The following is an 18,150-nucleotide window of genomic DNA, read 5'->3' as shown; positions in this document are numbered from 1 at the left end:
CGTCGTACGGTGGTGCCATGGTGCGGGCGATCCGGGGGTCGGAGGAGTCGCTGGTCGAAGCCACGGGGGCGTCGTACGCCCAGTGGTTCAAGACGCTCGACGACGCCGGCGCGATCGAGGCCGACGGCACACCGTGGCCCCACGGCAAGATCGCGGCGTTCCTCGTTGACGAGGGCGTCGACGGGTGGTGGGCGCAGCACGTGACCGTGGTCTACGAGCAGGAGCACGGCATCCGCGCGCCCGGCCAGCGCGCCGACGGTTCGTTCAGCGCGACCGTCTCGCGGACGTTGGACGAGCCGGTCGCGGACGCCGTACGCCGGGTGGTGCCGGTCGTCGCCGACGCACTCGGGGCTGCGCGGCCGAACCTGAACCTCGAGGCGAAGAACCCGAGCGGCCGGTTCCGCCAGCACGACGGCACCGTCATCGTGATCGGCTTCAGCCCGCGCGGCGAGGGTCGCAGCGTCGTCGGGCTGGAGCACACGGGGCTCGACGCCGACGCGGATCTCGACGCCGTCAAGCAGCGGTTGAAGGAGTTGCTGTCGGGTCTCTGACGGGAGGCACCGATCCACGCGCTCGGCGACGTGTTGGCGGTCTCAGCGTCGGTTCGACCAGGACGTCGAGCAGGTCAAATTGTCGCTGAGTCCGCCGCGAACCGTCGCTGAGCCGACGGCGGCGCGTGCTCAGCCGCCGGTGGCCGTGCCGGTGCCGGCCTCCAACAGTTCCAGCGTGTAGCCGTCCAGATCCTTCGCCAGGCCGACGACGGCGTCGCCGAGCGCGGCCTGCGGTGCCGGCTCGAGCACGATCGATCCGCCCGCGGCCTCGATCGCGCGCGCAGTCGCCGTCGGGTCGGGCACGTAGAAGACGAGCTTCACCGGGTTCTCCGCGTAGTCGTGATCCCGGCCGTCGGTGTAGTGCATGAGCACGACCGCCGCACCCTTCGACATGTCGTCGAACCCGAGGATGATCTCGTCCATGTAGCCCGGGATCTCGAACGACCTCAGCTCGCTCATGCCGAACGCCGACCGATAGAACTCCGACGACGCTTGCAGGTCAGCGACGCCGATGCCGGCCGCACCCACGGTCGTACGGTTCGGCGCTGACGTGGCCTCCACTGTGGCGGGCTGTGCGGTCGGGTCGGCTCCGGCCGGGTCGTCGTCCGTGCCTCCGCACGCGACGACGGCGCACAGCACTGCCGCCACGACGGCCAGTCGAGCAGCCTGTCGGTCTCCCACGATGACGTGCCTCCCGGATCGATCCCCTACGGTCCGGTGCACCGTCCCACGCGGCTCGGTCCCCGGGGCCTGAGACGGCATCTCATCTCGGCACGCCGACCTCGGCACGCCGACCTCGGCACGCCGATCTCTGCACGCCGACCTCGGCACGCCGACCTCGGCACGCCTACAGCGCCGCAGCCGGCCCCACGACGTGCTCGACGACGCCGCGGGCGAACCCGACGAGGTCGTCGTGCTCAGGCATCACGAACACCTCGTCGAAGCCGACCTCGGCGTACGCCGCCAGCGTGTCGGTGAACGACCCGTCGAGAGCGACCGGGCCGTTCCACAGGATCGTCTTGCGGATCTCGTCGTACGGGCGTCCGACGGCCTCGCAGTGCTCGCGCAGGACGGCGAGCTTGTGCGCGACGCCCTCGGTGCCGTAGCCGGGCTGCGCGAACACGTTGCACGCGTCGGCGTACTGGGCGGCCAGCCGCAGCGTCTTGCGCTCGCCGCCTCCGCCGACCATCACGGGCACCGGCCCGATCGGCTTGGGGGAGCAGAGCGTCTCGGCGAGCTGGTAGTAGCGGCCGTCGTACGGACCGTCGTCGTCCCCGTACATCTGAGCGACGATCTGCAGCGTCTCCTCGAGCCGGGCGAGCCGCTCACCGGCCGACCACAGCGGGACACCCAGGCCGCGCTGCTCACGCTCGTACCAGCCGGCGCCGATGCCCAGCGTCGCTCGGCCACCACTGAGGACGTCAAGCGTCGCGACGGTCTTCGCGAGCAGGCCGGGGTGCCGGTACGGGACGCCGGTGACGAGAACCTGGAGCCCGACCCGCTCCGTCCGGGCAGCCAGGAACCCGAGCGTCGTGTACGCCTCGAGCATCGGGTCCGGTGCGCCTCCGGCGTAGTGCTCCATCTGGAAGAAGTGGTCCATCACCGACAGGGACCGCACGCCTCCTCCGTCAGTGATCGCCCCGACCTCGGCGTACGTGGGTGCGATCGCCGCCGCGCCTCCGTCCACGTCGAAGCGGGGGAGGTGCACGGAGACGTCCATGGTCAGGCCGCCGCGTCCAGCTCGGCAACGGTCTCGGCGTCGAGCGTCAGGTCGGCGGCGGCCATGTTCTCCTCGAGGTGGGCGATCGACCCCGTGCCCGGGATCGGCAGCATCACCGGCGACGTCTGCAGCAGCCAGGCGAGCGCGACCTGTGCCGGCGTGGCGTCGTACCGCTTCGCCGCGTGGCCGACCGGACCGTCGGGCGAGGCGAGGTCGCCGGCGTCGACCGGGGCCCACGGGATGAACCCGATGCCGTGCTCGGTGCAGTAGTCGAGGACGTCGGCCGACGAGCGGTCGACGAGGTTGTAGCGGTTCTGCACCGTCACCACGGGCACGTACTGCTGCGCCTCCTCGATGTCTGCGATGCTCACCTGGGACAGCCCGACCGCGCGGACCTTGCCGTCCGTGCGCAGCTGGGCCAGCGTCTCGAACTGCTCCTGGCGCGGCGTGCCGGCGTCGATGCGGTGCAGCTGGAGGAGGTCGATCACGTCGGTGCGCAGGTAGCGCAGGCTCATCTCGACCTGCTGCTGGAGGTACTCGCGGCGTCCGAGCGGCCACCACTCGTCAGGCCCGGTCCGGACGAGGCCGGCCTTGGTGGCGATCGTCACGCCGTCCGGGTACGGCGCAAGGGCCTCGCCGATGATCTGCTCGCTCACGTCGGGCCCGTACGAGTCGGCGGTGTCGATGAAGTCGACGCCGAGCTCGACCGCGCGCCGGACCACCGCGCGTGCGGTCTCGCGGTCGGCCGGCTCGCCCCAGATGCCGGGGCCGGTGATCCGCATCGCGCCGAACCCCAGCCGGTTCACGGTGCCCACTGCGTCGATGTCGAACGTTGTCTGCATCTCAGTCCTCGCTGTGCTGGTTCTCGTCGGGTTGCTGGTCGTCGTCGTACGAGTCGTCGTCGCTGGCGGCGAGCGTCTCGTAGTACGCCCGTCCGGAAGGGTAGTAGTCCTCCCAGACCGGCTCGTCCTCACCGGCGACGCGGGCGGCGAGGACGCCTGCGAGGTAGTCGCCGCGGGGCCCGCGTTCGCCGAGCTCGTCGGCGCCGACCTCGTGGACGACCAGCTGGAGATCTGTGCTGTCGTCGTCACGGGCGCGCAGGTAGCCGTCGACGACCGTGCCGGTGTCGAGCCTGACGGTCAGGTGGTCGGGTTCGCTCTCGCTCATCACGGTGACCTCGATGGCACCGAGCGGTGCGTCGCCCGTCAACATCTCCCACACCTTGTCGCGTCCGCGGGGAAGGACGCTGGTGTAGACGAGGTCGCGGTGTCCGTCGTGCTGGCGCACGCGCCCCGTCGGCAGGTGCTTCATCGCTCCAGCCTGGCAGGCGGCGCGCGCACGCACACATCAAGAGGCCGACTACGCTTGGTCGCGTCATGAGTCTTCCGGCCACCTCGATCACCTACCTCGACCATGCGGCGACCACGCCGATGGTCCCTGAGGCGATCGCGGCGATGAACGCGACGATGGTCGAGGGCGGCAACCCGTCCTCGCTGCACGCCTCCGGTCGGCGCGCGCGCCGGCGTGTCGAGGAGGCCCGCGAGCTCATCGCGCAGCGCATCGGTGCGCGACCCAGCGAGATCGTGTTCATGTCGGGCGGGACCGAGGCCGACAACCTGGCCGTGAAGGGTCTCTACTGGGCGCGCCACCACGCAGACCCGGCCCGCCGCCGCATCATCGCCTCGACGGTCGAGCACCACGCGCTCCTCGACCCCCTCACCTGGTTGGAGAAGGACGAGCGTGCGGTCGCCGACCTGGTGGGCGTCGACCGTACGGGTCGCCTCGACCTGGGTGCGCTGCGTGCCGCTCTCGAACGCGACCCCGCCGACGTCGCCCTGATCAGCTGCATGTGGGCGAACAACGAGGTCGGGACCGTTCAGCCCGTGCCCGAGATCGTGGCGCTCGCCTCCGAGTACGGCGTCCCCGTGCACAGCGACGCGGTGCAGGCGCTGGGCCACGTCCCGCTGGACTTCGCAGCGAGCGGTCTCGACGCGATGAGCCTCTCCTCCCACAAGCTGGGTGGCCCGACCGGCGTCGGCGCCCTCGTCGTACGAAGGGAGGTCGACACGGTGCCGTTGCTCCACGGGGGCGGGCAAGAAAGAGACTTGCGGTCGGGGACGCTCAACACGGCGGCGATCACCGCGTTCGCGGCCGCTGTGGACGTCGCGGTCACGCGCCGGGCCGAGGAGTCACTGCGGCTCGAGGCGCTGCGCGAGCGGCTGGTCGCGGGAGTGCGTACGGCGGTGCCGGAGGCGATCGTCAACGGTGCCGACGACGCGGGTCCGGCGCACCGGCTGCCCCACGTCGCGCACCTCACCTTCCCCGGGTGCGAGGGCGACTCGCTGCTGATGCTGCTGGACGCCCAGGGGATCGAGTGCTCCACGGGCTCGGCCTGCTCGGCAGGTGTGCCGCAGGCGAGCCACGTGCTGATCGCGATGGGGATGGACGAGGTCGCCGCACGCGGCTCGCTGCGCTTCAGCCTGGGCTGGACCACGACCGAGGCGGACGTCGACCGGCTCGTCGCGGCGCTGCCCGCGGTGCACGAGCGGGCGCGGGCCGCCGCGAAGGCGGGGCGTCGCTGATGCGCGTCCTCGCCGCGATGTCCGGGGGAGTGGACTCTGCCGTGGCCGCTGCCCGCGCCAAGGACGCCGGGCACGACGTGACGGGCGTCCACCTGGCGCTGTCGCGCAACCCGCAGTCGTACCGCACCGGTGCCCGCGGCTGCTGCTCGATCGAGGACAGCAACGACGCCCGCCGCGCCGCCGACGTGATCGGCATCCCGTTCTACGTGTGGGACATGAGCGACGAGTTCCACGAGGAGGTCGTCGAGGACTTCATCGCCGAGTACACCGCCGGCCGCACACCCAACCCGTGCCTGCGGTGCAACGAGAAGATCAAGTTCGCCGCCGTGCTCGACCGGGCGCTCGCGCTCGGGTTCGACGCCGTCGTCACGGGTCACTACGCGCGGCTCGAGACGGCACCGGACGGGACGGTCGCCATGCATCGCGCCGCCGACCACGCCAAGGACCAGTCGTACGTGCTGGGAGTCCTCACGGCCGACCAGATCGCGCACTCGCTGTTCCCCCTCGGCACCGACACGAAGGACCAGGTACGGCTCGAGGCGGAGCGCCGGGGTCTCCAGGTCGCGAACAAGCCGGACAGCCACGACATCTGCTTCGTGGCCGACGGTGACACGCCGGGATGGCTCCACGACAAGCTCGGCACGAAGCCGGGTGTCATCGTCGACGAGTCCGGCGAGGTGCTCCGCGAGCACGAGGGTGCGTTCGCGTTCACGATCGGCCAGCGACGCGGGCTGAGGCTCGGACGCCCTGCCGCTGACGGAAAGCCGCGCTTCGTCCTCGACATCGAGCCGGTGACCGGCACCGTGACGGTCGGTCCGCACGCGCACCTCGCCGTCGAGGCGCTCGAGGGCATCCGTCCGCTGTGGTGCGGTACGCCGCCCGACGGTGAGATCTCCTGCACCGTCCAGCTGCGCGCGCACGGCGACGAGCACCGTGCGACCGCCCGCATCGTCGGAGACCGTCTCCTGGTGGACCTGCACGACCCCGCGCACGGCATCGCGCCGGGGCAGGCCGTGGTGCTGTACGACGGCACCCGGGTCGTCGGGTCGGCGACGATCGCCGCCACCAGCAGGGCCACGGTCGCCCGGTGATGAGAGCGACCGGCGTCGGGTCGATGCCCGGCGAGGACCTTCGCGGGATCGTCCGGTTCGTCGTGGACGAGCTGAGCCTCCCGTTCCTCCCCGAGCTGCCCGCACGCGGCGACGGCGCTGGCATGGTCGGTCGGGCGGTCGCCCTGCTCGACGGGCTCGGTGCCGACCTGCAGCCCGCCGGCTGGCGCCTCACCGACCGGCCGGGGCTGGACCAGCGGCGTGCCCGCTCGCTCCTGTCGTACGACCTGGACGTGCTCGAGGAGGAGACGCAGGGCTTCGAGGGCGACCTGAAGATCCAGGTCACGGGGCCGTGGACGCTGGTCGCCGCGATGGAGCGTCCGCGCGGCGACCGGGTGCTCTCGGACCACGGTGCGCGCCGCGAGGTCGCGCAGTCGCTGGCGTCGGGCGTCGCCGCACACGTCGACGAGGTACGCCGACGCGTGCCGGGTGCCTCACTGATCGTGCAGGTGGACGAGCCCGGGCTCCGCGCGGTCCTCGACGGCCAGATCCCGACGGCGAGCGGCATCGGCCGCCACCGCCGCGTCCACGACCCGGACGCGGACGCGGCGTTGCGGGAGGTGACCGCCGCCGTACGCGGTGCTGGCGCGCGGCCCGTGGTGCACATGTGCGCCCCCGGCGTCCCGGTCACCCTGCTGTCAGGGGCGGGATTCGAGGCGATCTCGTTCGGCCTCGCGCTCGTGCCGCGCGCCGACTACGACGCGTACGCTGCGGTGCTCGAGGCCGGTGTCGACCTCTGGCCGGGTGCCACCGCCGACGACCCGTCCGCGCTGCGCCGTACGGTCGACACGTTCTTCTCAGGCCTCGGCTTCGGCGAGGACGCCTGGGTCCACCGGACCGTCCTCACGCCGGCCTGCGGCCTGGCCGACCGCGACCCCGCCGACGCCCGCGCGATCCTCCGGCGTGGCGCGGACGCGACACGCCTCTGAGGTCGTCCCGAGTCGCGCCGCGACACAGGTCACGTACTCTGCCTCTGGAGTACGACTGTGCCGAAGGGGGCAGGATGAGGACATCTCGGACCAAGACCGCGCTTGCAGTTCTGCCCACGATCGCGGTCGGCCTGGTCATCGCGCCCGTCGTGGCGTGGAACCAGACCGTCACCGTCGGGACGACCCCCGACCCCCACGCTTACGCGCTCACCTCGTACGCCGTAGCCGCGGACGCAGCGCCGGTTGGAGAACCGAGCACCGAGCCGCCCGTCGAGGGCGCGCTGGCGCCCGACGGCACACCGGCTCCAGACCCGGAGCAGGAGGTGTCCACCGCCGTGGACACCCCCGTGATCCCGACCGAGGACTTCCGGGTCGCAGGCGTCACCTGGGACCGTGGATCGGTCGACGGTCAGGTCGTCACCTACGTGCGCACGCGCGAGGACAGCGGCTGGACTGACTGGTACCGGCTCGAGGACACCACCGACGACGGCCCCGACCCGGGCACCCGGGAGGCCGCGAACGCGCGTGCCGGCACCGCTCCACTGATCGTCGGCAGCTCCGACGCCGTCGAGGTCACCGTCGCCACGCCCGACGGCGTCGTCCCCGACGACGTCCAGGTCGACCTGCTCGACCTCGGCACCACGACCACCAAGCACGTCGAGCCGCTCGCGGCCGCCAGCGCGGCGACCCCGATGCCGACGATCAGGTCGCGGGCCGCGTGGGGAGCCGACGAGAGGATCCGCGACAGGTCGGCGCCCGACTACGGCAAGGTGCAGGGCGCCGTCGTGCACCACACAGCCGGGTCCAACTCGTACTCCAAGGCCGAGGTCCCGTCGGTGATCCGAGCGATCTACGCGTACCACGTCAAGGCGCTGAAGTGGCGCGACATCGGCTACAACGTCGTCGTCGACAAGTGGGGTCAGGCCTGGGAGGGGCGCTGGGGTGGCCTCACCCGCAACGTCGTCGGCGCCCACGCCCTCAACAACAACTCGACGACGTTCGGGATCTCCGTCCTCGGCAACTTCGAGTCTGCCGCTGCCTCCTCCGCGGTGGTCGAGACCGTCTCTCGTGTCATCGCGTGGAAGTTCTCGCTGAACCACGTCGTGCCCGCCGGGACCCGGACCTTCACGACGAACACCGGCAAGAAGGTCGTACGCACCAAGATCGTCGGACACCGCGACGTCGGCCAGACCGCGTGCCCCGGCCGCTACCTGTACGCCAAGATGCCGACCATCCGCAGCCGCGTCGGTTCCCTGATGAAGAACGCCGGCATCACGCCGACCATCGCCGTCTCGGCCGCGCCGCTGGCGTACACCGTCGGTGGCGACCGGGTGGACGCCGCCATCACCGTCACCGCGTCCGGACGCGTCCCGACCGGCACCGTGCAGGTGGTCGACACCGATCGCGGCGACGTGCTCGGCGAGGCGGCACTCGTCAGCGGGAAGGCGTCGATCAAGCTCCCCAAGCTGATGTACGCCGGCACGCGACGTCTCGCCGTCCTCTACAGCGGCGACGTGGCGGTCGCCTGGCGGCAAGGAGCGCCGTTCACGGTCACGGTCGCCAAGGCGAAGACGTCCACCACCGCCTCGTACGACGCCCGCGCCGTGGTCTCCGGCGACCAGGTGACCGCGCGCGTGACGGTGGCCGGCGCGAACGTCGTGCCTCGCGGGACGGTCAGCATCCTGTCCGGTTCTACCGTGCTCGGCCGCGCCACGGTGTCGCAGGTCGGGGACCAGTCGGTCGCCGCGGCGACCGTCCGGCTCCGGCGCGACCTGGCCGGTGGCACGCACCGCCTCGTCGCCCGGTACGACGGCCACTACGCGATCTACAGCTCGGCGGCACCGTGGGCCGCGCTCGCCGTGACGAAGGGGACGAGCGCGCTGTCGGCAGGGTTCGTCGCCCCGCCGAGGTGGCGCGACAAGCCGGTCCTGCGGGTGCGTGCCAGCGCCCGCGGCCAGTCGCCGACCGGCACCGTCGTCGTACGCGAGAACGGCCGCGTCGTGGGGTCACGAGCCCTCTCGCGCGGGTACGCGGACGTCCGCCTCACGCAGAACCGGACGAAGCGCCGCACGATCACGATCTCCTACGCCGGGTCGGCGAACCTGAGGCCGGCGGCCACGATCTCGAGGTCCTCGACGATCTACCGGGCGAAGCTGCGGGTCACGCGCAAGCTGAGCGCGAAGAGGGTCAAGCGGGGCAAGAAGGTCTGGCTGCGCGTGCGTGCGACGGCACCCGGCTACTCGCGCATCACGGGCACCGTCACGGTCTACCGGGGAAGCCGGATGATCCGCTCGGCGCAGATGACCAAGAAGCTGAGCGGCCGGGTCTCGATCCGGATCCCGACGGGTACGAAGGGCACGCGCAAGCTGCGCGTGCGGATCGACCCGCGCGGATATGTCCACCCCTACCGATCGAGGACGCTCACGCTCAAGGTGCGCTGACGGCGACGCCCAGGGAGTCGGCGGCGATCCACCTCGGCGCGCCGTCGAGGTAGAACGTCTCGAGCTCGATGACGGCGAAACCGGCGGAGACGAGACTGTCGGGGATCGTCCGCGTGAGGTGGCAGCCACCGAAGAACCGCTGCTGGAGCGGGTCCAGGCGGTGCTGCCACCGGCGTACCGGCTCGTCCGGCGCGAGCCCGTGCTCGAGGAAGTGGACCGTGCCGCCCGGTCGTAGGACGCGCCGGCACTCGGCCAGCGCGGCGTCCAGGTCCGGGATCGTGCACATCGTCCAGGTGCTCAGCACGGCGTCCGCGCTCGCGTCGGGCATCGGCAGCGACTCGCCGTCCAGTCCCACGCGACGGATCGGGACGCGGGAGTCGACCACGCGCTTCTCGGCGAGGCGCCAGGCGACGTCCGAGGGCTCGACGGCTGCCACGGAGCGTACGCCGAGCGGGTAGAAGGGCACGTTGAGGCCGCTGCCGAAGCCGATCTCGACGACGTCGCCGGTCAGCCCGGCGCAGACGCGAGCCCGACAGGGGTCGCCCTCCGCCATCCCGCAGAAGACGTCGATCACGCGGGGCAGGACCTGCTCGCGGTACCAGCGCATCTTCGTTCTCCTCTCTGCCCACATCGTCGCGCGCTCCTGTCCGAACGCGAGGGTAGATTGTCGCCCGTGCCCACTCCTGATGAGCGCCGCCCCGACGAGTCCATCGAGAGCCCGCCTGACGAGGCCGCTGCCCGCGGACGGCATGCCGAGCTGAGCGAGACGATCGAGCAGGCGCGCACCCGCTACTTCGTCGACGACGAGCCGACGATCTCCGACGCCGAGTACGACCGGTTGATGGTCGAGCTCCGTGAGCTCGAGGACGCGTTCCCTCAGCTGCGGACCCCCGACTCGCCGACCCAGACGGTCGGCGGCACCGTCTCGACGGCCTTCACACCCGTCCGCCACCGCAGGCGCATGGAGAGCCTCGACAACTGCTTCTCGTTCGACGAGCTGTCGGCGTGGGGCGCCCGCGTCGAGAAGGAAGCGGGCAAGGAGAGCGACTTCCTCGTCGAGCTCAAGGTCGACGGGCTGGCGATCAACCTCACCTACGAGTCAGGGCGGCTGGTCCGGGCCGCGACCCGCGGCGACGGCACGGTGGGTGAGGACGTCACCGCCAACGTCCGCACCATCGACGGCATCCCTCACCGCCTGACCGGGTCCGACGAACATCCCGTGCCGTCCTTCCTCGAGGTGCGCGGCGAGATCTACTTCCCCACGCAGGCGTTCGAGGAGTTCAACGCCGCGTGGAGCGAGGCCGGCAACACCCCCCTCTCCAACCCGCGCAACGGAGCGGCCGGGTCCCTCCGCCAGAAGGACCCACGCGTCACGGCGAGCCGTCCGCTGCGGATGGTCTGCCACGGCATCGGAGACCGCGAGGGCTACGTCCCCGAGCGTCAGTCCGACGCCTACACCGCGCTCAAGTCCTGGGGGCTTCCCACCAGCGACCGGGTGCGGGTGCTGTCGACGATGGCTGAGGTCGAGGAGTTCATCACCTACTACGGCGAGCACCGGCACGACGTCGAGCACGACATCGACGGGGTCGTGGTCAAGGTCGACCAGATCTCGCTCCAGCGGGCGCTCGGGTCGACCTCGCGCGCCCCTCGGTGGGCGATCGCCTTCAAGTACCCTCCCGAGGAGGTCAACACGACCCTCCTCGACATCCGGGTCAACGTCGGCCGCACCGGCCGCGTCACCCCGTACGGCGTCATGGAGCCGGTGCTCGTCTCCGGCTCGACCGTCGAGATGGCGACGCTCCACAACGCGTCGGAGGTCGCCCGCAAGAACGTCCGGCCCGGTGACACCGTCGTGCTCCGCAAGGCGGGAGACGTGATCCCCGAGATCGTCGGACCGGTGCTCGCCCTTCGGCCCGACGACGCCGAGCCGTGGGTGATGCCCACCGAGTGCCCCTCGTGCGGCACCACCCTCGCCCCGTCGAAGGAGGGTGACGCCGACCTGCGCTGCCCCAACACCCAGAGGTGCCCGGCGCAGCTGCGGGAGCGGCTCTTCCACGTCGGGAGCCGCGGCGCGCTCGACATCGAGGTCCTCGGCTACGAGGCCGCCAGCGCGCTGCTCGACGCCGAGGTCCTCACCGACGAGGGTGGCCTGTTCTCCCTCGGTGAGGAGGATCTGCTCCGCGTCCCGCTGTTCACCCGTGCTGCCAAGAAGGCCGAGCGTGAGGCGGGTGCGGGAGAGAAGGTGCTCTCCGCGAACGGACGCCGTTTCCTCGACAACCTCGGCCACGCCAAGACGCAGCCGCTGTGGCGCGTCGTCGTCGCGCTGTCGATCCGCCACGTCGGCCCGACCGCGGCGCGCGCCCTTGCCGCTGAGCTCGGCAGCATCGACGCGATCCGTGCCGCGGACGCGGAGACGCTCGCAGCGGTCGACGGCGTCGGACCGACGATCGCGGTGTCGGTTGCTGAGTGGTTCGCCGTCGACTGGCACCGCGACATCGTCGACCAGTGGGCGGCGGCCGGTGTCCGGATGGCCGACGAGCGCGACGCGTCGATCACCCGGACGCTCGAGGGACTCACCATCGTCGTCACGGGCTCACTGCAGGGCTTCACCCGCGACGAGGCCAAGGAAGCGATCCTCGCGCGCGGCGGGAAGGCATCCGGGTCGGTCTCCAAGAAGACGAGCTACGTCGTCGTCGGAGAGTCCGCAGGATCCAAGGCCGCGAAGGCCGAGGAGCTCGGCGTGCCCGTCCTCGACGAGGACGGGTTCGCCGAGCTCCTGCGCGACGGGCCGTCCGTCAGCGCTTGACGACCTTCACCGTGATCTTGTCGGTCGAGGGCGCGAGGCGAGAGCTCCCGGCGTAGACGACCCGCAGGCGGTGCTTGCCCGCTTTCAGCGCCTTCTTGCGAAGGGTCACCGTCGCGCGGCCGTCACGCAGCCTCTTGGTCGCGAGGAGGCGCTTCCCCTTGTAGACGCGGATCTTCCCGGTCGCCTTCGAGGCGGGCCGGACCTTCACCTTGACCTTGCCCGTCCTGCCCCACGCGATCTTCTTGGCCGTCGCGCTGACGTGGCTGGCCTGCTTGGCCTGCGCCCCCTGTGCGGGCGGCTTCGGGGCAGGTGCCGGGGTCGGCGGCGGTGTGGTCGGGTCGCCCGGGACGGCGGCGAGCGGGCCGACCATGAGGTCGAGCGTGTTGCCGTCACCGGTCATCAGGGCGTTGAGCACACCGTCGTTGATCAGCGTCGGACAGCCCGACAGCTTCGGGATCGTGAACGTCGCCGACATCGGGAACGCGTCGGTCAGGCTGAACGGCGCGCTGCTGACCAACGTCGTGGAGATGACACCCGTCTTGCAGTTGCGGCCGCCGAGGTTCAGGAGGTTGAACAGCGGGAGATCGCTGCGCACCTCGGGGAGGGCGATCCGAAAGCTGGTGTCCGCGGTGACGATGCCGTCCGTGCCGACCTTCGAGACGGTCTGGCCGACCGGCTCGAGCACGACGGTCGAGGTAGTGTCGCCGAGCCACGGGAGCCCGAGCGCGCGCACCTTCGCGGTGATCGGCGGGATGATCATCTCGCCGACCAGGGACGTCGTCGTGAGGTCGAAGTCGCCCACGATCCGGGCGCCCTCCGGCATCGGGAGCACCGCGCCGTCGGCGAGCGGGTTGGCGAGGGTGGTCGTGCCGGTGATCGGCAGCACCACCTTGATCGGGGCTGCGTTCGCGGCGGGGGCTCCGACGAGCCCGGCTGCGAGAAGCGCGGCTGCCGCGAGGGGTGCGGCGACGAGGGATGTGCGCATGAGGGTTCCTCCCAGAAGGTGCGAACGCGAGGTTACTGGTCGTTTGCACCAGTTGTCACCGGTTGGCGGCGCCGGCGGCGGAAGCGGGCGGAGGTCCCTGGCGACGGTCGCGACCACCGGTTGGGGAAGAATGAGCGCGCCACGCTTCCCCGGAGGACCTGATGTCGCACCCCCACGGCCCCCAGCCGCCCGTCCCGCCCCAGGGACCCCCGTCGCACGGACAGGCGCCACAAGGGCCGCCGCCCGGCCCGTACGGCCCGCCTCCGCAGGGACCGTACGGCCCGCCTCCTCAGGGCCCGCCTCCTGGTCCGTACGGCCAACCCCCGCAGGGCCCGCCGCCCGGATGGGCACCACCGCCCGCGCCGTCGTACGGTCAGCCCCCGCAGCAGTCGTGGGGACCTCAGGGCACAGGCGGCTACCCCCCGCAGCAGGGCGGCGGCGCTCCCCAGTGGGCGCCGGCTCAGGAGGAACCCCCGAGCGGCGGCAACCGTGGCCGCACCCTCGCCATCGTGATCGTCGGGGCGGTGCTCGCGCTGGCGCTGATCGTCGCCGCCGTGGTCGTCGGCGTCCGGATGGTCGACAGCGACGACGGCGACTCGAGCGGGTCGTCCGAGGCGGGAAGCAGCGACACGGACAGCGACAACGGCGCTGAGGACGGCGCCGAGGGCGGGGGCGACGCCGATGCGATGAGCGAGGACTCCGTCGCTGACCTGCGTGCCAGCCTCGACGCCGAGGAAGCCTGGACCTGCTACGAAGCGGTCCCAGCCGCCATGTCGACGTGCTTCTACTTCGTCGCCGGCGACGACCCCCAGCGGGCGACCCTGCGGATCGACCTCGCCGACGGTCAGGTGACCCAGGTCGACCTCGCCCCGTACCTCGTCGACGACCCGCGCCCGGTCACGGAGGCCGCCGCGCGTGCGGTCGGCGACGCGCTGTTCGAGGGCCTGGGCGACGATCTCGCGGAGGCAGCGGCCGCAGACGCCGAGCTCAGGCCGGACGACCTCGGCGCCGCGGCCACCTTCACCGCGTACGGGGACGGGTTCCAGATCCGCGCCGAGGGCGCCGAGTCGACGCCGCCGGCAGCACCTTCGCCGCCGAAGACGGCCGCCCTCGCCCCGACGCTCACCAGCGCGGGATTCACGTGCGAGAACAGCGACGCGACCACGATCGCCTGCACCAAGAACGACGGTCGGACGGAGGTCCGTGCCCTGGGCATCGACCACGACACCTCGTCCAGCTGGAACGTGTCGGTCCGCGGCGCGGCGTACGACAAGCCGCTCGACGAGACGCAGGCCCGTACGCTGCTCGGCCAGGAGCTGGTGAAGCTCGGGCTCACCGATGAGGCCGGTGCCACGTTCGTGACCGCCGCGGCCGACCGTCAGGAGGGCGACTTCTCAGGGTTCCGGCTGGCGATGGGCATCTACTCGCCCGGGTCGGACGCGCACGTCTCCGCAGCGGTCGAGAACATCCGTTGACGCACCCGGACGGCGCCTGAGGCCGACGGCCTAGGATGGATCGGTAACCCCACCCACGCTCGAAGGGACTCTCCGTTGTCCGACGGGATCTCGCGTGCCGACGTCGCCCATCTCGCGAACCTCGCACGCATCGACCTCTCCGACGCCGAGCTCGACCGGTTGACCCCTGAGCTCACGGTCATCCTCGAGTCGGTCGCCAAGGTCGCCGAAGTCGCGTCTGCCGACGTGCCGCCGACCTCTCACGCCGTGCCGCTCTCCAACGTGTTCCGCGAGGACGTCGTCACGCCCGGTCTGACGCCCGAGCAGGCCCTCGCCGGCGCGCCCGCCGTCGAGCAGCAGCGGTTCGCGGTGCCGAAGATCCTCGGGGAGGAAGCATGAGCACGAGGAACCGCAGCGGAGGTACGCCGAGGTACGAGGCGTGGCGGAGCGAGGTCCCGGAGTGTTCAGGCAAGGAGGGCACAGCATGAGTACGATCCGCCTGAGTGCCGCGGAGATCGCCGACAAGCTGGCCGCGGGCGACGTCTCCTCGGTCGAGGTCACGCAGGACCACCTCGACCGGATCACGGCCGTCGACGGTGACCTCAACGCGTTCCTCGCGATCGATGCCGAGGGTGCGCTCGAGACCGCGCGCGACGCCGACGCGCGCCGTGCCGCCGGCGAGACGCTCCACGGGCTGGCCGGAGTCCCGATCGCGGTCAAGGACGTCGTCGCGACCGAGGGCATCCCGACCACCGCGGGCTCGAGGATCCTCCAGGGCTGGGTGCCTCCGTACGACGCGTTCCTCGCGCGCCGCATCCGCGCGGCGGGTATGCCGATCCTCGGCAAGACCAACATGGACGAGTTCGCGATGGGCAGCTCGACCGAGCACTCCGCGTACGGTCCGACGCGCAACCCCTGGGACCGCACCCGCATCCCAGGTGGGTCGGGCGGCGGCTCGGCCGCGGCCGTCGCGGCGTACGAGGCGCCGCTCGCGATCGGCACGGACACCGGTGGATCGATCCGCCAGCCCGCCGCCGTCACGGGCACGGTCGGCGTCAAGCCGACGTACGGCGGGGTGTCGCGCTACGGCCTGATCGCCCTGGCTTCCTCGCTGGACCAGGCCGGTCCCGTCACCCGCTCGGTGCTCGACGCGGCGCTGCTGCACGAGCTGATCGGCGGCCACGACCCGCTCGACTCCACCAGCATCGACGCCCCTGTGCCGCCGGTCGTCGAGGCCGCCCGTCGTGCCGATGTCTCGGGCCTGCGGATCGGCATCGTGCGCGAGCTCGGTGGTGAGGGCTACCAGTCGGGCGTCCGCGCCCGCTTCGACGAGGCCGTCGCGCTGCTCACCAAGGCCGGCGCCGAGATCGTCGAGGTGTCGTGCCCGAGCTTCGAGTACGCCCTCTCGACGTACTACCTGATCCTCCCGGCCGAGGCGAGCAGCAACCTCGCGAAGTTCGACGCGATGCGCTACGGCCTGCGGGTCAGCCCCCAGGGTGTGCCCGACCCGAGCGCGGAGCAGGTGATGGCCGCGACCCGCGAGGCCGGTTTCGGCGACGAGGTGAAGCGCCGCATCATCATCGGCACCTACGCGCTGTCGAGCGGCTACTACGACGCCTACTACGGCTCCGCACAGAAGGTCCGCACGCTGATCGCGCAGGACTTCGCAGCGGCGTTCGAGCAGGTGGACGTGCTGATCTCCCCGACGTCGCCGACGACGGCGTTCCCGTTGGGGAGCAAGCTCGACGACCCGATGTCGATGTACCTCCAGGACGTCGCGACGATCCCCGCGAACCTCGCCGGGATCCCGGGTCTGTCGCTGCCGGTCGGCGTCGCGGAGGAGGACGGCCTGCCGGTCGGTCTCCAGGTCCTCGCTCCCGCGATGGCCGACGACCGCCTCTACAACGTCGGTGCCGCGCTGGAGCGACTGCTGCTCGAGCAGTGGGGCGGTCCGCTCCTGTCGCGTGCGCCCGAGCTGCCTGCGTCGTCCGAGGCTGCGTCATCCAAGGAGGGAAGGGCATGACCGCCACCCGTACGGAGCTGGTCCCGTTCGACACCGCGCTCGAGACGTACGACCCGGCGATGGGACTCGAGGTCCACGTCGAGCTCAACACGGCGTCCAAGATGTTCTGCGGCTGCTCGACCGTGTTCGGGGCGGAGCCCAACACGCAGGTGTGCCCCACCTGCCTCGGGCTGCCCGGCGCTCTGCCGGTCGTCAACGGCAAGGCCGTGGAGTCGGCGATCCGCATCGGCCTCGCGCTCAACTGCTCGATCGCGCCGTGGTCGCGGTTCGCGCGCAAGAACTACTTCTACCCGGACATGCCGAAGAACTTCCAGACCTCACAGTACGACGAGCCCATCGCGTACGACGGCTGGACCGAGGTCACGGTCGAGACCGACGAGGGCCCGCAGGTCTTCCGGATCGAGATCGAGCGCGCACACATGGAGGAGGACACCGGCAAGTCGCTGCACGTGGGGGGCTCGACCGGTCGCATCCACGGTGCCGACTACTCGCTGGTCGACTACAACCGTGCCGGCATCCCGCTCATCGAGGTCGTGACGAAGCCGATCGTCGGCGCCGGCAAGTACGCGCCGCAGGTCGCTCGCGCGTACGTCGCGTCGTTGCGCGAGCTCGTGAAGGCGCTCGATGTCTCCGATGCACGGATGGAGCAGGGCTCGATGCGCTGCGACGTCAACCTCTCATTGGCGCCGAAGGGCGTCGACGTCCTGGGCACGCGCTCGGAGACCAAGAACGTCAACTCGTTGCGGTCGGTCGAGCGCGCGGCGCGCTACGAGATCGAGCGCCACGCCGGCATCCTCGACGCCGGGCAGAAGGTCGTCCAGGAGACGCGCCACTGGCACGAGGACACCGGGGTGACGACGTCGGGCCGTGAGAAGTCCGACGCCGAGGACTACCGCTACTTCCCCGAGCCGGACCTCGTACCGGTCGCGCCTTCGGAGGCGTGGATCGAGGAGCTGCGTTCGACCCTGCCCGAGCCGCCGGCCGAGCGTCGCGCGCGCCTGCAGGGGGAGTGGGGCTACTCCGACCTCGAGATGCGTGACGTCGTAGGAGCGGGCGCCCTCGACCTCATCGGGGCGACCATCGCCGCCGGTGCCTCGCCGACCGCTGCACGCAAGTGGTGGCTCGGCGAGCTCGCCCGGCGCGCGAACGACACCGCGACGCCGATCGACGAGCTCGGCGTGACCCCGACGCAGGTCGCCGAGGTCCAGGCGTTGGTCGACGCGAAGCGGATCAACGACAAGCTCGCCCGCCAGGTCTTCGACGGCCTCGTCGCAGGCGAGGGCACGCCCGAGGAGATCGTGGCCGCACGCGGCCTCGAGGTGGTCTCCGACGACGGTGCGCTCGCCGCGGCCGTCGACCGGGCGATCGAGGCGAACCCTGACGTCGCCGACAAGATCCGCGACGGCAAGGTCGCGGCGGCCGGTGCGCTGATCGGTGCCGTCATGAAGGAGATGCGCGGCCAGGCCGACGCAGGCCGCGTCCGCGAGCTGATCGTCGAGAAGCTCGCCTGACGTCTCGTCGTCTGATCTCCTTCGCGGTGCGGCGCGGAG

Annotated in this window: 16 protein-coding genes; 10 read left to right on the top strand and 6 right to left on the bottom strand. The window is 71.5% G+C overall.

Going from position 1 to position 18,150, the window contains the following annotated elements; genetic code table 11:
• The first annotated feature begins 17 nt into the window (after positions 1 to 17).
• Positions 18 to 551 (top strand): hypothetical protein, encoded by a 534-nt coding sequence (locus AB3M34_RS14850; protein WP_370615016.1) that lies wholly within the window; start codon positions 18 to 20, stop codon positions 549 to 551.
• 129 nt (positions 552 to 680) lie between these two features.
• On the opposite strand, the gene AB3M34_RS14845 is transcribed toward AB3M34_RS14850, so the two are convergent.
• The 4 genes from AB3M34_RS14845 to AB3M34_RS14830 form a co-directional block, all read right to left on the bottom strand.
• A complete protein-coding gene (locus AB3M34_RS14845; protein WP_370615015.1) occupies positions 681 to 1,232 on the bottom strand; it encodes a VOC family protein in 552 nt (183 codons plus the stop codon).
• A 166-nt stretch (positions 1,233 to 1,398) separates the two neighbouring features.
• Positions 1,399 to 2,271 carry an LLM class F420-dependent oxidoreductase gene (locus tag AB3M34_RS14840; RefSeq protein WP_370615013.1) on the bottom strand — a complete coding sequence of 291 codons (873 nt, stop codon included), beginning with the start codon at positions 2,269 to 2,271 and terminating at the stop codon, positions 1,399 to 1,401.
• Between the two features lie 2 nt (positions 2,272 to 2,273).
• The gene (locus AB3M34_RS14835; RefSeq protein WP_370615012.1) at positions 2,274 to 3,113 is read right to left on the bottom strand and encodes an aldo/keto reductase; all 840 of its coding nucleotides are present in this window, start codon (positions 3,111 to 3,113) and stop codon (positions 2,274 to 2,276) included.
• A gap of 1 nt (position 3,114) precedes the next feature.
• Positions 3,115 to 3,582 (bottom strand): hypothetical protein, encoded by a 468-nt coding sequence (locus AB3M34_RS14830; protein WP_370615010.1) that lies wholly within the window; start codon positions 3,580 to 3,582, stop codon positions 3,115 to 3,117.
• Between the two features lie 65 nt (positions 3,583 to 3,647).
• Here AB3M34_RS14830 and AB3M34_RS14825 point away from each other — a divergent pair, with 65 nt between their 5' ends.
• The 4 genes from AB3M34_RS14825 to AB3M34_RS14810 all read left to right on the top strand — a co-directional run bounded on the left by AB3M34_RS14825 (position 3,648) and on the right by AB3M34_RS14810 (position 9,332).
• The gene (locus AB3M34_RS14825) at positions 3,648 to 4,853 is read left to right on the top strand and encodes a cysteine desulfurase family protein (RefSeq protein WP_370615008.1); all 1,206 of its coding nucleotides are present in this window, start codon (positions 3,648 to 3,650) and stop codon (positions 4,851 to 4,853) included.
• Positions 4,853 to 5,944, top strand: coding sequence for a tRNA 2-thiouridine(34) synthase MnmA (gene mnmA / locus AB3M34_RS14820; RefSeq protein ID WP_370615007.1), 1,092 nt, complete (start codon positions 4,853 to 4,855; stop codon positions 5,942 to 5,944). The genes AB3M34_RS14825 and mnmA overlap by 1 nt, the downstream gene beginning before the upstream one ends.
• Positions 5,944 to 6,891, top strand: coding sequence for a methionine synthase (locus AB3M34_RS14815; protein WP_370620030.1), 948 nt, complete (start codon positions 5,944 to 5,946; stop codon positions 6,889 to 6,891). Before mnmA ends, AB3M34_RS14815 begins: the two co-directional genes overlap by 1 nt.
• Before the next feature lie 74 nt (positions 6,892 to 6,965).
• On the top strand, positions 6,966 to 9,332 hold the full coding sequence (locus AB3M34_RS14810; RefSeq protein WP_370615005.1) for an Ig-like domain repeat protein: 2,367 nt from the start codon (positions 6,966 to 6,968) through the stop codon (positions 9,330 to 9,332).
• Here AB3M34_RS14810 and AB3M34_RS14805 read toward each other — a convergent pair.
• The gene (locus AB3M34_RS14805) at positions 9,319 to 9,939 is read right to left on the bottom strand and encodes a class I SAM-dependent methyltransferase (protein WP_370615004.1); all 621 of its coding nucleotides are present in this window, start codon (positions 9,937 to 9,939) and stop codon (positions 9,319 to 9,321) included. The genes AB3M34_RS14810 and AB3M34_RS14805 overlap by 14 nt on opposite strands.
• A gap of 66 nt (positions 9,940 to 10,005) precedes the next feature.
• Here AB3M34_RS14805 and ligA point away from each other — a divergent pair, with 66 nt between their 5' ends.
• Complete coding sequence (gene ligA / locus AB3M34_RS14800) at positions 10,006 to 12,138, top strand: NAD-dependent DNA ligase LigA (protein WP_370615002.1); 2,133 nt, start codon at positions 10,006 to 10,008, stop codon at positions 12,136 to 12,138.
• On the opposite strand, the gene AB3M34_RS14795 is transcribed toward ligA, so the two are convergent.
• The gene (locus AB3M34_RS14795) at positions 12,128 to 13,123 is read right to left on the bottom strand and encodes an Ig-like domain repeat protein (protein WP_370615000.1); all 996 of its coding nucleotides are present in this window, start codon (positions 13,121 to 13,123) and stop codon (positions 12,128 to 12,130) included. The genes ligA and AB3M34_RS14795 overlap by 11 nt on opposite strands.
• A 509-nt stretch (positions 13,124 to 13,632) precedes the next feature.
• Here AB3M34_RS14795 and AB3M34_RS14790 point away from each other — a divergent pair.
• The 4 genes from AB3M34_RS14790 (at position 13,633) to gatB (ending at position 18,111) form a co-directional block, all read left to right on the top strand.
• On the top strand, positions 13,633 to 14,598 hold the full coding sequence (locus AB3M34_RS14790; RefSeq protein WP_370614999.1) for a hypothetical protein: 966 nt from the start codon (positions 13,633 to 13,635) through the stop codon (positions 14,596 to 14,598).
• A gap of 75 nt (positions 14,599 to 14,673) precedes the next feature.
• Positions 14,674 to 14,976: an Asp-tRNA(Asn)/Glu-tRNA(Gln) amidotransferase subunit GatC gene (gene gatC, locus AB3M34_RS14785; RefSeq protein WP_370614997.1), complete on the top strand. Its 303-nt coding sequence runs from the start codon at positions 14,674 to 14,676 to the stop codon at positions 14,974 to 14,976.
• 85 nt (positions 14,977 to 15,061) lie between these two features.
• A complete protein-coding gene (gatA, locus tag AB3M34_RS14780; protein ID WP_370614995.1) occupies positions 15,062 to 16,600 on the top strand; it encodes an Asp-tRNA(Asn)/Glu-tRNA(Gln) amidotransferase subunit GatA in 1,539 nt (512 codons plus the stop codon).
• Complete coding sequence (gene gatB / locus AB3M34_RS14775; RefSeq protein ID WP_370614994.1) at positions 16,597 to 18,111, top strand: Asp-tRNA(Asn)/Glu-tRNA(Gln) amidotransferase subunit GatB; 1,515 nt, start codon at positions 16,597 to 16,599, stop codon at positions 18,109 to 18,111. Before gatA ends, gatB begins: the two co-directional genes overlap by 4 nt.
• Positions 18,112 to 18,150 lie beyond the last annotated feature (39 nt).

The organism is Mumia sp. Pv4-285 (assembly GCF_041320275.1).
Classification (GTDB): domain Bacteria; phylum Actinomycetota; class Actinomycetes; order Propionibacteriales; family Nocardioidaceae; genus Mumia; species Mumia qirimensis.
This window is presented reverse-complemented; position numbering and strand designations above follow the sequence as displayed.

Bases quoted from the DNA above. Each gene is read 5' to 3' on its own strand.
- AB3M34_RS14850 (WP_370615016.1), top strand. From the start codon at position 18: ATGGTGCGGGCGATCCGGGGGTCGGAGGAGTCGCTGGTCGAAGCCACG.
- AB3M34_RS14840 (WP_370615013.1), bottom strand. From the start codon at position 2,271: ATGGACGTCTCCGTGCACCTCCCCCGCTTCGACGTGGACGGAGGCGCG.
- AB3M34_RS14835 (WP_370615012.1), bottom strand. From the start codon at position 3,113: ATGCAGACAACGTTCGACATCGACGCAGTGGGCACCGTGAACCGGCTG.
- AB3M34_RS14830 (WP_370615010.1), bottom strand. From the start codon at position 3,582: ATGAAGCACCTGCCGACGGGGCGCGTGCGCCAGCACGACGGACACCGC.
- AB3M34_RS14825 (WP_370615008.1), top strand. From the start codon at position 3,648: ATGAGTCTTCCGGCCACCTCGATCACCTACCTCGACCATGCGGCGACC.
- mnmA (WP_370615007.1), top strand. From the start codon at position 4,853: ATGCGCGTCCTCGCCGCGATGTCCGGGGGAGTGGACTCTGCCGTGGCC.
- AB3M34_RS14815 (WP_370620030.1), top strand. From the start codon at position 5,944: ATGAGAGCGACCGGCGTCGGGTCGATGCCCGGCGAGGACCTTCGCGGG.
- AB3M34_RS14810 (WP_370615005.1), top strand. From the start codon at position 6,966: ATGAGGACATCTCGGACCAAGACCGCGCTTGCAGTTCTGCCCACGATC.
- AB3M34_RS14805 (WP_370615004.1), bottom strand. From the start codon at position 9,939: ATGCGCTGGTACCGCGAGCAGGTCCTGCCCCGCGTGATCGACGTCTTC.
- AB3M34_RS14795 (WP_370615000.1), bottom strand. From the start codon at position 13,123: ATGCGCACATCCCTCGTCGCCGCACCCCTCGCGGCAGCCGCGCTTCTC.
- gatA (WP_370614995.1), top strand. From the start codon at position 15,062: ATGAGTACGATCCGCCTGAGTGCCGCGGAGATCGCCGACAAGCTGGCC.
- gatB (WP_370614994.1), top strand. From the start codon at position 16,597: ATGACCGCCACCCGTACGGAGCTGGTCCCGTTCGACACCGCGCTCGAG.